This window comes from Streptomyces sp. E11-3 (genome assembly GCF_046540415.1).
Lineage (GTDB): Bacteria > Actinomycetota > Actinomycetes > Streptomycetales > Streptomycetaceae > Streptomyces.
Map to the genome: position 1 here is coordinate 3655530 of NZ_JAZGRL010000001.1, position 14077 is coordinate 3669606.

At 69.7% G+C, this 14077-nt stretch carries 11 protein-coding genes and 1 pseudogene; 5 read left to right on the forward strand and 7 right to left on the reverse strand.

Features of this window, described 5'->3' with window-relative positions; genetic code table 11:
* Positions 1–235, reverse strand: a pseudogene (locus U9R90_RS16760) (Toxic cation resistance protein); the annotation flags it as partial.
* Between the two features lie 355 nt (positions 236–590).
* Here U9R90_RS16760 and U9R90_RS16765 point away from each other — a divergent pair.
* Positions 591–2663, forward strand: a complete 2073-nt coding sequence (locus U9R90_RS16765) for a PhoX family protein (protein WP_411057252.1) — start codon at positions 591–593, stop codon at positions 2661–2663.
* A gap of 80 nt (positions 2664–2743) precedes the next feature.
* Here U9R90_RS16765 and U9R90_RS16770 read toward each other — a convergent pair whose 3' ends face one another.
* Together U9R90_RS16770 and U9R90_RS16775 are read right to left on the reverse strand one after the other, a co-directional pair.
* The gene (locus U9R90_RS16770; RefSeq protein ID WP_411057253.1) at positions 2744–3427 is read right to left on the reverse strand and encodes a hypothetical protein; all 684 of its coding nucleotides are present in this window, start codon (positions 3425–3427) and stop codon (positions 2744–2746) included.
* 176 nt (positions 3428–3603) lie between these two features.
* Positions 3604–4569, reverse strand: a complete 966-nt coding sequence (locus U9R90_RS16775; RefSeq protein WP_411057254.1) for a LysR family transcriptional regulator — start codon at positions 4567–4569, stop codon at positions 3604–3606.
* 176 nt (positions 4570–4745) lie between these two features.
* On the opposite strand from U9R90_RS16775, the gene snpA reads away from it, so the two are divergent.
* Positions 4746–5414 carry a snapalysin gene (snpA, locus tag U9R90_RS16780; protein WP_411057255.1) on the forward strand — a complete coding sequence of 223 codons (669 nt, stop codon included), beginning with the start codon at positions 4746–4748 and terminating at the stop codon, positions 5412–5414.
* Positions 5415–5478: 64 nt separating this feature from the next.
* On the opposite strand, the gene U9R90_RS16785 is transcribed toward snpA, so the two are convergent.
* The 3 genes from U9R90_RS16785 to U9R90_RS16795 form a co-directional block, all read right to left on the reverse strand.
* Complete coding sequence (locus tag U9R90_RS16785; protein WP_411057256.1) at positions 5479–6081, reverse strand: hypothetical protein; 603 nt, start codon at positions 6079–6081, stop codon at positions 5479–5481.
* 204 nt (positions 6082–6285) lie between these two features.
* Entirely contained in the window at positions 6286–6474 is a 189-nt protein-coding gene (locus U9R90_RS16790; protein ID WP_411057257.1) for a DUF397 domain-containing protein, read from the reverse strand.
* A 2-nt stretch (positions 6475–6476) separates the two neighbouring features.
* Positions 6477–7328 carry a helix-turn-helix domain-containing protein gene (locus U9R90_RS16795; RefSeq protein ID WP_411057258.1) on the reverse strand — a complete coding sequence of 284 codons (852 nt, stop codon included), beginning with the start codon at positions 7326–7328 and terminating at the stop codon, positions 6477–6479.
* Between the two features lie 247 nt (positions 7329–7575).
* Between U9R90_RS16795 and U9R90_RS16800 the strand changes: the two genes are divergently transcribed.
* On the forward strand, positions 7576–8064 hold the full coding sequence (locus U9R90_RS16800; RefSeq protein ID WP_411057259.1) for an ATP-binding protein: 489 nt from the start codon (positions 7576–7578) through the stop codon (positions 8062–8064).
* Positions 8065–8241: 177 nt separating this feature from the next.
* Positions 8242–9159, forward strand: a complete 918-nt coding sequence (locus U9R90_RS16805) for a hypothetical protein (RefSeq protein ID WP_411057260.1) — start codon at positions 8242–8244, stop codon at positions 9157–9159.
* A gap of 420 nt (positions 9160–9579) precedes the next feature.
* Here U9R90_RS16805 and aspS read toward each other — a convergent pair whose 3' ends face one another.
* Positions 9580–11358: an aspartate--tRNA ligase gene (gene aspS, locus U9R90_RS16810; protein ID WP_411057261.1), complete on the reverse strand. Its 1779-nt coding sequence runs from the start codon at positions 11356–11358 to the stop codon at positions 9580–9582.
* A 235-nt stretch (positions 11359–11593) separates the two neighbouring features.
* Here aspS and U9R90_RS16815 point away from each other — a divergent pair, with 235 nt between their 5' ends.
* On the forward strand, positions 11594–13843 hold the full coding sequence (locus tag U9R90_RS16815) for a SpoIIE family protein phosphatase (protein WP_411057262.1): 2250 nt from the start codon (positions 11594–11596) through the stop codon (positions 13841–13843).
* The last annotated feature ends 234 nt before the right edge of the window (positions 13844–14077 follow it).

Below are 14077 nucleotides of genomic sequence, written 5' to 3' on the forward strand. Positions count from 1 at the left end.
CCGCGTCGCCGCGTGACTCCTTGGCGGGGCCCGGCACCGAGACGGACTCCGCAGCCGCGGAATCCGACGTCACGGCCGAGGCAGACGTCGAGCCAGACGTCGAAGCCGAGGCAGACGTCGAAGCCGAAGGCTCCGCCTCCTGCCGAGCCTCCGGCACGGCCCCGGCGGCGCCCGCTTCGTCGCGCCCCTTGCGGGACCGCCCAAACGCGTTCCGCAGGAGATCCAGAATGCCCATGTGCGCAACCCTTCGCGTGAGTTGATTCCGTAATCCCTGGCCAGGGCGGACACGTAAGGTTAGCCGCCGCGTTCCGCGATCTTGGGGAGGGTCGGCCGGTCCCGGCCGCCCGTCACCCCAGCAGCCCGCCCCGAACGTCAACCCGGCGCGGACGCAGCGCACACCGCGCGCGGCACCGGCGCCAACTTACCTCCGTGCGCCGGGGGTTCACCTCGGGTTCACCCACCAGCCGCCGACCTGCACACATGCCCCTCTAACGTCACCGCCGGAACATTCCGACACGGTGTCGGCGCAGGGTGCGCCGAAGAAGGCTCAACGGGGCCCAGCAAGGCCCGTATCCCTTATGGAGAGAAACGTGCGCAAACTGCTGCCGCTCATCAGCTCGCACCCGGGTGGACGCTCCGCCCTGACCTGCCGCTACCGCTGCGGAGACGCCTGCTTCCAGGAAGTGCCGAACACCAGCGACAACGAGTACGTCGGCGATGTCATGGCCGGCGCCCTGTCCCGCAGGTCGATGATGCGCGCCGCCGCCGTGGTGACCGTCGCCACCGCGGCCGGTACCGCCGCGCTCGCCTCCCCCGGCATGGCCACCCAGGCCGCAGCCGCCACGGCGGACCGCCACCACCCCGGCCGCCCCGGCCGCCCCACCTCCAAGGCCGCCCGCGGCCTGCGCTTCGACGCCGTCGCCCCCAACACCGCCGACCAGGTCACCATCCCCACCGGCTACGAGCAGAACGTCGTGATCCGCTGGGGCGAACCGATCCTGCGCGGCGCCCCCGCCTTCGACCCGGAGAACCAGACCGCGAAGGCCCAGGCCGGTCAGTTCGGCTACAACAACGACTTCCTGGCACTGCTGCCGTACGGCCACGGCCGCCAGCTCCTCGTCGCCAACCACGAGTACACGGACGAGGAGCTGATGTTCGCCGGGTACGACTCCGACAACCCGACCCGCGAGCAGGTCGAGATCGCCTGGGCCGCGCACGGCCTGTCGGTCGTCGCCGTGCAGGAGGAGCGCAGGACCGGCAAGCTCACGCCCGTACAGCGCCACCACGTCAACCGCCGCCTCACCGCCACCAGCGAGTTCCGCGTCGCGGGCCCCGCCGCCGGCAGCGACCTGCTGAAGACCTCCGCCGACCCGACCGGCACCAAGGTGCTGGGCACCCTCAACAACTGCGCGGGCGGCACCACCCCGTGGGGCACCACGCTGCACGGCGAGGAGAACTTCAACCAGTACTTTGCCAACGGCTCCAGTGACACGGACAAGCGCTACGGCCTGCCCACCGGCGCCTCCGGCCGCAAGTGGGAGCGGTTCGACGACCGCTTCGACGTGGCCAAGGAGCCGAACGAGCCGCACCGCTTCGGCTATGTCGTCGAGCTCGACCCGTACGACCCGGAGTCGACCCCGGTCAAGCAGACCGCACTCGGCCGCTTCAAGCACGAGGGCGCGACCGCGACGCTGACCCGCGACGGCCGCCCGGTCCTCTACAGCGGCGACGACGAACGCTTTGACTACTTCTACAAGTTCGTCTCCTCGAAGCGGATGAAGCGCGGCAAGAGCCGGCACGCCCGCGCGCACAACCTCACGCTCCTCGAAGAGGGCACGCTCTACGTCGCCAAGCTGACCGGCGACTCCCCGGCCGAGCAGATCGACGGCACCGGCGCCCTGCCCAGCGACGGCGAGTTCGACGGCAGCGGCGTCTGGATCCCGCTGGCCACCGCGGGCCCGAACGGCGCCGTCTCGCACGTCGAGGGCATGACCGCCGAGGAGGTGTTCGTCTTCACCCGGCTCGCCGGTGACAAGGCGGGCGCCACCAAGATGGACCGCCCCGAGGACGTCGAGCCCTCGCCGCGCACCGGCAAGGTGTACGTCGCGCTGACCAACAACACCAAGCGCGGCACCGAGGGCCAGGCCCCCGCCGACGAGGCCAACCCGCGCAACCAGAACAAGCACGGGCAGGTACTCGAACTCACCGAGCACTGGCACAACCCGGCCAGCACCAAGTTCGCCTGGTCGCTGTTCCTGGTCGCGGGCGACCCGGAGGACCCGTCCACGTACTTCGCGGGCTTCCCGAAGGACCAGGTCAGCCCGATCTCCTGCCCGGACAACGTGGCGTTCGACCCGTACGGCAACCTGTGGATCTCCACCGACGGCAACAAGCTGGGCAGCCACGACGGCCTGTTCGGCGTCGCCACGCACGGCGCGCGGCGCGGTGAGCTCAAGCAGTTCCTGACCGTCCCGGCCGGTGCCGAGACCTGCGGCCCGATCGTCCAGGACCGCCGGGTGCTGGTCGCGGTGCAGCACCCGGGCGAGGTCGACGGGGCGACGGTGGAGAACCCGGCGTCGGCGTGGCCGGACGGACCCGGGAAGCACGTCCGCCCGTCGGTGGTCGCGGTCTGGCGCAAGGACGGCCGGAACATCGGCTGCTGACCGACGCGCTGAACCGACGCACTGAGGGGCGGCACCCCGCACGGGTGCCGCCCCTCGCTCGTCTCAGACCCGGGGGCGCGTCAGCCCTCGCCATCGGTGCGACGTCGGCGCAGCATCGCGAACCCGAGGCCCGCGGCGCCCGCTGCGGCCATGCCGCCACCCGCGGCGACCATTGCGGTGTCGGGCGCCTTCTCGACTCCCTCGGCCCCGGCCTTGACGCCGCCCTTCGGGACGACGTGGCCCTGCGGGGTCTTGTTCCCGGCCTTGTCGTGCGTCTTGCTCTGAGTCTTCTTGCTCTGAGTCTTCTTGTTCTGCTTCTTGTTGTCCTGCTTCTTGCCGCCACCCTCGACCCAGCCCTTCATAGTGCCGTCGGGGTTCAGCACGAAGTGGGCGCCGTTGTGCTGGCCGTAGGCGGCCTTGATACCCGACTGCGTGAGGGTGTCCCAGAGGATCACCTTGTTCGACGCGGTGTCCTTGCCCCACATCTCGGCCTCGTAGCCGCTCTTGGTCTTGAAGACCTTGGCGTCGAAGCCGGAACCGCCGAGGTTCTTGTACGTGCGGACGTACGTGCGCTTGCTGGTGTCCGGCTTCTCGCCGCCGCTCTTCTGCCCGACCGACTCACGGACCGTCTCGCCCTGGTCCTGGTGGGTGTCCGGGGCGGTCGGCGAGTCGGCCGACGCTATGCCGACCGGGAGGGCGAGCGTGGCGGCGATGACACCGGTGGCGATCGCGGCGGAACGAACGGTACGACGGGTGGCACGCATGATGATGACCTTCTGGTAGCGGGACTTTCCCTGTCTGCGCCCCTTTGCAGCGGCGACATCAATCAAGCTACGGAGGTCATGTTGGGGTCATACGTAGGTGACGTAACGGCTCCCGGCAGGGCCGCGCACGAGTACGTAAACGGACCAATGAGGACTAAGGTCCCGCCTCGGCCGGGTCAGGCGGCCCTGTCGCTCCTCGTTCGCAAGAGCCAATCCCGATACGCCGTCGCCTGCTGAGCCGCCTCCCGGTACGCCGCTTCGAGATCCCCGTACACCCCGTCGAGCTCCGCCTCCGTACGGGCCGCGAGCAGCAGCCGTACGCCCAGCGGGTCGCCCTCCAGCGGCCGGATCGCCATGTCGGGACGCGCGCGCGAGGTCGGCTGGCAGACCGTGACCACCTCGCCGGTGGCGACCAGCGTCGCCGCGGTGAGGTAATCCCCGTGCAGCACACAGGGGTTGAGCCCGGCGGCGCGCAGCACCCGCAGCAGCCCGTCCCGTTCGCCGTCCACGGTCGGGTCGACCATCCACTGCTCGCCCGCCAGCTCCGCGAGCCGTACGGCAGGGCGTCGGGCGGCCGGATGGTCCACGGGCAGCGAGACGAACTGCGGTTCGCGGTCCATCAGGACCCGCAGCCGCAGGCCCTCCGGCGTCCGCAGCGGGCACCCCTCCACCTGGTGGACGAAGGCGACGTCGAGGTGACCGTCGGCGACCTGCCGCAACAGGGCGTTCGCCGAGACGTCCATCTGCAGGGATACGTCCGTGCCTGGCCTGGGCGCGCCCCCGGCGTCCGCGAGCCGGATCCGCAGCCGCCGCAGCCACCCCGGCAGCGCGCGGCTGGCCGTGGAGCCGATCCGCAGCCGCGGCCCACCGGTCCTGGCGGCCGCCGCCCTGGCCTCGGTCACCAGCTCCCGCATCTCCGTGACCAGCGGGCGGGCCCGACTGAGCAGCACCAGGCCGAGCGGTGTCGGTCGGCACCCGGTGCGCTCGCGGGCGAACAGACGGCCACCGAGCGCCCCCTCGATACGGCGGAGCTGGGTGGTCAACGTAGGCTGGCTGACGCCCAGTTGGCGCGCGGCCTTGTGCAGGCTGCCGGTGTCGGCGATGGCGCAGACCGCACGGAGGTGCCTCACCTCAAGCTCCATGACGGTTGAGCGTAGAACCAGCCCAGCGATCACACCAGACGCCGAAATCCCGCCAGAGCAAGGCCGGTTGGCCAGCCGATAGCCCGGAGCTATCGGCATCTGCCATCTCCGCACGGGACTCCCGCTCCCCGACACTCTCGGTTAACCACTCGCCCCACACGAGTAGGAGCCCCCACATGAGACTTTCCCGACCGCTGCTCCCCGCCGTCCTCGGCCTGGGTCTGGCCATCGGCGCACTGAGCGCGGCCCCGGCCGCCGCCGCCACGGCGCCGCTGGCAGACCCGGCGTCCTCGCCCTCATCCTCGTCCACGTACGCCCAGTACGCGGGCTCCGCCGAGGACGCCGCCGCCAACAAGGCCTTCTTCGAGGCCGTCCTGAAGTCCGTGGCCGAGAAGCGCGCCGCGAACCCCGGCGCCCAGCAGGTCACCGTCACCTACAGCGCGGCCAATGCGCCCAGCTTCCGACAGCAGATAGCCAGCAGCACCCAGATCTGGAACAGCTCCGTCTCCAACGTCAAGCTCCAGGAAGGCTCGAACCCCGACTTCCGGTACTACGAGGGGAACGACTCGCGGGGCTCGTACGCCTACACGGACGGCCACGGCCGTGGCTACATCTTCCTGGACTACAGGCAGAACCAGATCTACAACTCCACCCGCGTCACCGCGCACGAGACCGGCCATGTCCTGGGCCTGCCCGACCACTACCAGGGCCCGTGCAGCGAGCTGATGTCCGGCGGCGGCCCTGGCCCGTCCTGCACCAACGCGTACCCGAACGCCCCCGAGCGCTCCCGCGTCGAGCAGCTCTGGGCCAACGGCCTGGCGACCGCGATGAAGAACGCGGCCTAAGAGCGGCCTAAGAGAGGTTGCCCAGCTGGGGCCCGGGGACGACGGTCTCCGGGCCCCTGCTCTGTCAGAGGGCGCGGAGGGTGTACAGGTTGCTGCGGTACCCGTTGATGTTGCAGCTGTACGTGGCACGCGTGCTGGTGTACGTGAAGCCGGCCGGAACGGTGCACGCCCGCAGACCGTCCCTGGGCGTGGCCAGGGCGTACTCCGTGCCGCGATACCCGTTGATGTTGCAGCTGTACGTCGTGCGCGTACCCGTGTACGTGAAACCGGCCGGGACGGTACACGTCCGCAGACCGTCCCTGGGCGTGGCCAGGGCGTACTCCGTGCCGCGATACCCGTTGATGTTGCAGCTGTACGTCGTACGCGTACCCGTGTACGTGAAACCAGCGGGAACGGTGCACGCCCGCAGACCGTCCGAGGGCTGCTGGACGTAGTACTGGGTGCTGCGGTAGCCGCTGGAGTTGCAGCTGTACGTGGCACGCGTGCCGGTGTACGTGTAGCCGGGCGGGACGGTGCAGGACCAGAAGGCCGCCGAGGCGGACGTCGTACCGCTGTCAGCTGCCGGGGCGGCGGTCGCGGCGCTCGCGGTGGGCACGAGCGCGGTGGCCGACATGAGGGCGGCGGTACCGGCGCCGAGCAGCAGGGCACGCAGCTTCGATCGCAGCATAGGTGGGGCACTCCTTGGGTCGGTCGTCCTTCAGACGTCGGGCAGAACCAACGGGTGGAGGGACCGGCCGGAGGTCTGACCCGTACTTCGGCCGCCGCAGAGCGCGCCCCGAATCCTGGCAGCGGCCCGCCGCACCCGGCAAGACACCCGGTGCCACCGCCCGCCCACTTTCAGCCAACCGCCAAACTCCTGCCCACGCCACGCTCAGCGCGTCGGCGTGGCCACCGCGCGTACGTGGCGTATGAGGGCGGCGAGCCCGGACCGGGTGGGCGAGAGGACCTGGTCCGGGTTTTCGCTTTCGCGCAGGAGCAACTCGTTGTCGTTTCCTGCGACTTCAACGCATTCGTTGCCTGCCGCACCGCCGGAGAACGTGGATTTCTGCCACCGGATCACGCCTACAGCTCCTTCGACAGACGGTGGATAAAGTCCCGCGACCGGGCTGGGTCAAGGGACGCTGACTCCACCTTACGGAAGAGTGTTCGCATGACGTGAAGTTGTGCCGAGGCATCCAGGAAGGCCGATCCATACGGGGTGTCCCGCTGCACGGTGTCCAACGCAGTCACCGGACCTCCCACGTAGAGCAGTGACGAACTGGCTCCGGCAAATCCGTCGACATCGAACGGGATCACCCGCAGCGAGACGTTCGGGCGCTCCGACTGAAGCAACAGCTTGTCGAGCTGGGCACGGGCTACCTGTTGGTCCGCGACACGGGTACGAAGAACGGACTCGTGCAGGACCGCCTCGTACGGAACCAGGTCTTCCCGCGAGAGGACCTGCTGGCGATGCATGCGACACGCAACCCACAGATCCAGCTCGCCATCCGGGAGCGGTGGAACCCAGTACCCGAACACCGCCCGCGCGTACTCCTCGGTCTGAAGCAGCCCCGGTACGTGGGCAGTCGCGACCACCTGAATGGCACGCGCATGATGCTCCAGTTCCGCCAAGTCCATGAACTCAGGCGGGAGCACGTTTCGGTACTCCTCCCACCACCCTTGCGTACGGTCCGTCGCCATCTCCACCAGCGCGTCGACGAGCTCGGGGTCGGCACATGCGTAGTGCACCGCAAGTCTGCGTACGCGTTCGCCACTGACCCCCGCGTTGCCCGCTTCGACCTGACTCATCTGAGCCGGACTCGTTCCCAGGAACGCGGCCGCCTGCCGGGAACTGAGCCCTGCCGCCTCCCGCAGTTTGCGCAGCTCGACACCTAGCCGCACCTGGCGAGCGGTCGGCTGAATCCTGGCAACCATGCGCCCCCACTTCTCCAACAGATCTTTTGTCGCACCGAGTTGAACGACCCGATCGGGTGCCAGATTACGCGAACGCCTTGCGTCGGCGAAACATTTACCTCTACGTTCAGTAGCGCGACGCACACGCTGCGAAACGCCGGGCTCCCGGAAGCGCACCGCCCCGTCACGCCACGACGGCCGCGACACTGCCACCGCCCGACAACTCCGCAGTGCACCCCAACTCCCCCTCCCTGACCAGGAGTCACGCATGCCTATGCCCGGAACCGGAGACCCCGCCGAACCCTGGACGTACACCCTCTCCATCCCCAACGACCCCCGCGCGGTCACCATCGCCCGCCGCATCCTCCGCCTGATCCTCACCCTGCACGGCCTGCCGCAGCTCACAGAAGCCGCCGAGCTCGTGGCAACGGAGCTGGTCACGAACGCCGTGCGGCACACCAAGGGCCCGGCGACCCTGACCCTCCGCTGGTCCGCGCCGATCCTGCGCATCGCGGTCTGGGACAACGACCCCAGACCCCCGACCCCGGCGCCGCCCCTGGCCGCCGCCGCGCCGATCCCCACCCCGACCTCGGGTCGAGGCCTCGCCCTCGTAGAGGAGTGCACGGATAACTGGGGCTGGTACGCCCCGGGCGGCCAACTCAAGCCCACCGTCGGCAAGTTCGTCTNCCGGCGCCGCCCCTGGCCGCCGCCGCGCCGATCCCCACCCCGACCTCGGGTCGAGGCCTCGCCCTCGTAGAGGAGTGCACGGATAACTGGGGCTGGTACGCCCCGGGCGGCCAACTCAAGCCCACCGTCGGCAAGTTCGTCTGGTGCGAGCTGACCCAGGCTGCCTGAACGGTTCTTCGCCCCTCGAACGGGTGATCCCGCTCGAACATCCGGGCTTCCAGCCCGCCGACCTGCATAGGTTCCAAATATGGTCACATCAGCCCACGAGGGCTTGCACCGCATCTTCCAGGAGCGGCCCGAGATCCTCACCCCCGTCTTCGCGGTGCTGGGCATCGAGTTGCCCCAGAAGGCAACTGTTGCCGTACTTACCCCCGACGTGACGGAGACCAAGCCTCTGGAGCGCCGTGTAGACACCGTGATGCGCATTGGCCCGTCCGACGGAGACGACTTCTTACTCGCGATCGAGTCACAGACGGCCCGTAAGCCGGACAAGGAGTCAAGCTGGCCGTACTACGTCGCCTACCTCCAGTCCAAGTACCGCCTGCCTGTCCTGCTGCTCGTGGTCTGCCAGGACCCGTCCACCGCGAAGTGGGCGACCGGGCCCTTCGACTGCGGGACCCGGGGCTGGACGACACAACGTACGTCGCCCCTGGTCGCAGGGCCGCACAATCTTCCGGTGATCACCGATCAGCGGACTGCGGCAGCGAAGCCTGGGCTGGCAGCGATCGCCGCTGTGGCACACGCCAACAGCCCGGACAGCGACGCCATACTGGAAGCCTTGGGCCGCGCCCTTCAGGGGATCGACGGAGAGGCCGCCGACTACTTCAACGAGTTCCTGGAAGTCAACCTGGGGAAGACCCCAGCGGGAGACAACTGGAGGAGAATCATGAGCTTCGTCAGCTACTACCCAGGCCAGGGCACGGTCCGCGAGACCGCATACCTTGAGGGCAAGTCTGAGGGCAAAGTCGAGGGCAAAGTCGAAGGCGAGGCCGAGTCCGTCCTTCTCGTCCTGGAAGAGCGTGACATCCCCGTTCCCGACGCCGCACGGGAGCGCATTCTGACCTGCACCGAGCCTGACGTCCTCAACCTCTGGCTCCGCCGAGCGGTCCGCGCGCAGAGCATCGACGACGTCTTCGCCGACGACGTAGAACTCGGCGGTGACTGATGGGGGTCGTCTCCTACTTCCCCGGCCGCCGAACCGTACGTGAGACGGCATACCTTGAGGGTTGGCTGGCAGGCTGGGAGAAGGGCACTCCTGCCGGAGCCCCACCACGGCTTGTCGCCGCGTGGCGAGCTGAGGCGGTGCTGTACGTGCTTCGGCAGCGCCGCATCCCGGTGCCCCCATGGGCACTGCTGCGCATCACCGAGTGCGCGGACCCTGAAGAGCAGGGCCGCTGGATGGAGACCGCCGTCCTCTGCGACACGGTTGACGACCTCTTCAACCCGCACTGGTCCGGACCGCCTGACGACGTACCCCCAGATGAAGACGTACCCCCGGATACGGCCGCTTCCCCAGCGTGGCCCTGACCGCGCGAGAAGGGCCCGGAACCGTACTTCGGTTCCGGGCCCTTCCCTCACGTACTGACTACTCGCCGGACGACGGCTTCGCCACCGGCTTGCGCAGCGCGATGTTCAGCTCCCGCAGCCGCGACTCGTCCAGCTCCGTCGGCGCGCCCATCATCAGGTCCTGCGCGTTCTGGTTGAGCGGGAAGGCGATGGTCTCGCGGATGTTCGGCTCGTCGGCGAGCAGCATCACGATGCGGTCCACGCCCGGGGCGATCCCGCCGTGCGGCGGCGCGCCGAAGCGGAACGCGCGGAGCATGCCCGCGAACTCGTGCTCGACGGTGTCACGGTCGTAGCCCGCGATCTCGAAGGCCTTGAGCATGATCTCGGGCTCGTGGTTCCGGATCGCGCCCGACGACAGCTCGATGCCGTTGCAGACGATGTCGTACTGCCAGGCCAGGATGTCCAGCGGGTCCTTCTCCTCCAGGTCGGCCATGCCGCCCTGAGGCATCGAGAAGGGGTTGTGCGAGAAGTCGATCTTGCCGGTCTCCTCGTCCTTCTCGTACATCGGGAAGTCCACGATCCAGCAGAAGCGGAAGACGCCTTCCTCGAAGTGGCCGGAGCGCTTGGCGGCCTCGACCCGGACCGCGCCCATGATCTTGGAGACCTCGTCGAAGTCACCGGCTCCGAAGAACACCGCGTGACCGGCCGCGAGGCCGAGGCGCTTGGTGAGCACCTTGACGTTCTCATCCGTAAGGAACTTGGCGATCGGGCCGGTGAGCGAGCCGTCCTCGGCGACGCGGACCCAGGCCAGGCCCTTCGCGCCCTGCTCGACCGCGTAGTCGCCGAGGCCGTCGAAGAACTTGCGGGACTGCCCAGCCACATCCGGGACCGGCAGGGCACGGACGTGCTTGCCCGCGAAGGCCTTGAACTCCGAGTCGGCGAAGACGTCGGTGATGTCGACGAGTTCGAGCTGGGCGCGCAGGTCGGGCTTGTCGTTGCCGTACTTGAGCATCGACTCGCGGAACGGGATGCGCGGGAAGGGTGAAGTGACGTGGCGGCCGCCGCCGAACTCCTCGAACAGCTCGGTCATCAGCTGCTCGATCGGCTGGAAGACGTCCTCCTGCTCGACGAAGCTCATCTCGACGTCGAGCTGGTAGAACTCGCCCGGCGAGCGGTCCGCGCGGGCGTCCTCGTCGCGGAAGCAGGGCGCGATCTGGAAGTACCGGTCGAAGCCGGAGATCATCAGCAGCTGCTTGAACTGCTGCGGGGCCTGCGGCAGCGCGTAGAACTTGCCGGGGTTCAGGCGCGACGGCACCACGAAGTCGCGGGCGCCCTCGGGGGACGTCGCCGTCAGGATCGGGGTGGCCATCTCGTTGAAGCCGAGTGCGGTCATCTTGTGGCGGATCGCTGAGATGACGGCCGTACGCAGCATGATGTTGCGGTGCATGCGCTCGCGGCGCAGGTCCAGGAAGCGGTACTCCAGGCGGCGCTCCTCGCCGACCCCGTCATCCTGGTTGATCTGGAACGGCAGCTGCTGGGCCGCGCCGAGCACCTCGACCTCGGAGACCTCGACCTCGATCTCGCCGGTGGCGAGCTCGGCGTTGACGTTCTCGGCGCCGCGCGAGATCACCTTGCCGTCGATGCGGACGACCGTCTCCTTGGAGAGCTTGTCGAGGGCGTCGAACGCGTCGGTGTTCGGGCGGGCGACCAGCTGGACGATGCCGTGGTGGTCACGGAGATCGATGAAGAGGATGCCGCCCAGGTCTCGGCGATTGTGCAGCCAGCCGCTCAGCCGGACCTCGGCGCCGAGGGCGGAGGCGCGGAGCTCGCCGCAGGTGTGGGACCTGTACCGGTGCATCGTTCATCCAATTCTTCGCGTCATTCTTCGCGAGACAGGCGGGAATCAACCACCCCAGGTTACCGTCCGGCCCCTGCCCTCTTGGTTGGCACAAACATGTCACTACGGTTGCTTGGTGCGGGCCGCGCTATGGGCTGCGCTGCGGGCGTGCTGTGGGCCGTGCTGCGGGCCTCCGTCGGGCCACCGACACCGGCCTCGGTGGCGGCATTCCGGCGAACCTTCCTAAAGTGAAGCAATGCGTACCGACGACCGGGGTTCCCTGCCCCCCGTGGGGAACATCCTGGCCGCCATCGCGACCGGCCTGTGGCGCTGGGACAACGCCACAGGGCTGGTCACCCTCGACGCCGAGGCGGCCAGGCTGCTCGGCATTCCCACGGCGCCCGCGGCCCCCGGTACCTCCGGTGCCTCCGGTACCTCCGGTGTCCCCAGCGCCTCCGGTGCCCCCGGTGCCCCCGAGACCGTCGTCACCCTCACCGAGGCCGGGATCCGCTCCCGTTTCCACGCCGTGGACTGGAACGAGATACACGGCATCGTCCAGCTGGCCGTCGCCGAGGGCACCCTCGCCGAAGCCCGGCTGCGCGTCATGGACGAGCAGGGCCGGGTGCTGCGGGTCATCCGCAGCCGGTCCAAGCCGGTCATCAACGGCACCGAGTACGAGCTGATCGGCACCCTGCAGGAAGTCAGCGAGATCCCCGCCACCGCCGCCCGCACCCCGGTGACCGGCGACTGGCGGCGCTCCCGCGAGGCGTTCCTGCTGGACGCGGGGCGGGCGCTGGCCGAGGCGCGCTCGACGGCCGAGGTGCTGCGGGTCGCCAGCGGTCTGTCGATGCCCGGGTTCTCACCCGACGGTCTTGGCGTCTTCGGGGTCGAGGGCGACCGGCTCACCGTCATCGGGCACCACGGGCACTCGCCGGGCGACGAGGACCCGTTCCTGGACATGCCCCTGGAGACCGCCTATCCGGCGTCCGACGTGGTACGCACCGGACGGGCCGTCTATCTGACGACCCCCGAGGAGTACAAGCTCCGCTACCCCACCACCTGGCCGCTCGCCGAGCGCTTCGGCCGCCAGTCCTGGGCCTTTCTGCCGCTGGTCGTCGCGGGCCGCACTATCGGCGCCTGGATGGCGGCGTTCACCTATCCCGTCTCCTTCACCCCGGACGAGCGCTCCGTGCTGACCACGGTGGCCCGGATGCTGGCGCAGGCCCTCTCGCGGGCCGGGGTCGCCGAGTCCGAGCGCGAGCTGACCGAGGGGCTGCAGCGGTCGATGATGCCCGCGCTCGGCCCCGAGATACCCGGGATGTCGGTCGCCGCGCGGTACGTACCGACCGGGGGCGGGCTCCAGGTCGGCGGCGACTGGTACGACATGATCCCGCTGCCGTCCGGGCGGTACGCGTTCGTCATCGGCGACGTCCAGGGCCATGACGTACGGGCCGCGGGGCTGATGGGACAACTGCGGATCGCCCTGCGCGCGTACGCGTCCGAGGGGCACCGGCCCGATGCCGTGCTCTCGCGTGCCACCCGCTTCCTGTCCGGCATCACCGACTCCGTCACCTACGGGTCCACCGGCGGGCCCGACGCCTCCGCCGACGTCGCCGATCCGCGCTTCGCGACCTGCCTGTACGTCGAGGCCGACCCGGAGTCCGGAACCCTGGAGATCGCCCGCGCGGGGCACCCGGACCCGGTGATCCGCCTCGGCGACGGCACCGTGGTGACGCCGTCCACGGCGGGCGGGCTGCCGCTGGGCATCGACCCGGACGCGGACTATCCGACGACGCGGCTGGTCCTCGACCCCGGCGAGACCATGATGATCTGCACCGACGGGCTGATCGAGACCGGTGGCCACGACCTGGACACCGGCTGGGCGCGGCTGCGCGAGATCCTTGAGGCGTACGACGAGAAGTACGACGGTGACGACGCCGGGTTCGGCCTTGAGCAGCTCGCCGACGAGTTGGTCAAGGCGGTGCACGGCCCGTCCTCGCACCACTCGACCGGGCCGCTGGCCGACCGCCGCGAGGACGACATCGCGGTGCTGCTGCTGCGCCGGACGCCATCGGGTGCCGGGGCCCGTGGCGCGGCGGGGGCTGCGGGCGCTCCGCCGCGGCGCACCGTGCTGACCGTGGCGCAGGCCGAGCCGGAGCGGATCGCGGGGGCTCGGCAGCATCTGCGCGAGTTGCTGCACGACTGGGCCGATGCGGACCAGGTCGACTCGGCGGTGCTCATGGTGTCCGAGATGATCACCAACGTACTGGTGCACACGGACGGCGACGCGCTGGTCATCGCGAACGCGCGGGGCGAGTTGGGCGCGCGGCGGCTGCGCGTCGAAGTCACCGACGCCAGCGACGAACTCCCGCACAAGCGCCACCCCGGCGAGCTGGCCTCGTCCGGGCGGGGCCTGGTCCTGATGGAACTCCTCGCGGACGCGTGGGGCGTGGACCCACGCGGCGAGGGCAAGTCCATCTGGTTCGAACTCCACGAGCCGGGCTGACCCGTACCGCGACCGTCCGTACGCGGTGTGGGGTACGTGCTCCCTCCACCGCGGGTGGTGCGCTCTGTTTCGTCGTGGGGCGGGGCCGCGTCGGGGGGTACGTGCTCACGCCGACGTCTGATCCGGTGATGCCACAGGGATCCCGGTGTGGACCGTCGGCGCTGCGCGCGCACCCCCCGCCCCGTCCCCTCCGGCCGGCAGCGCGACTACCGGCCGGAGGGGGCGGACGCGCCC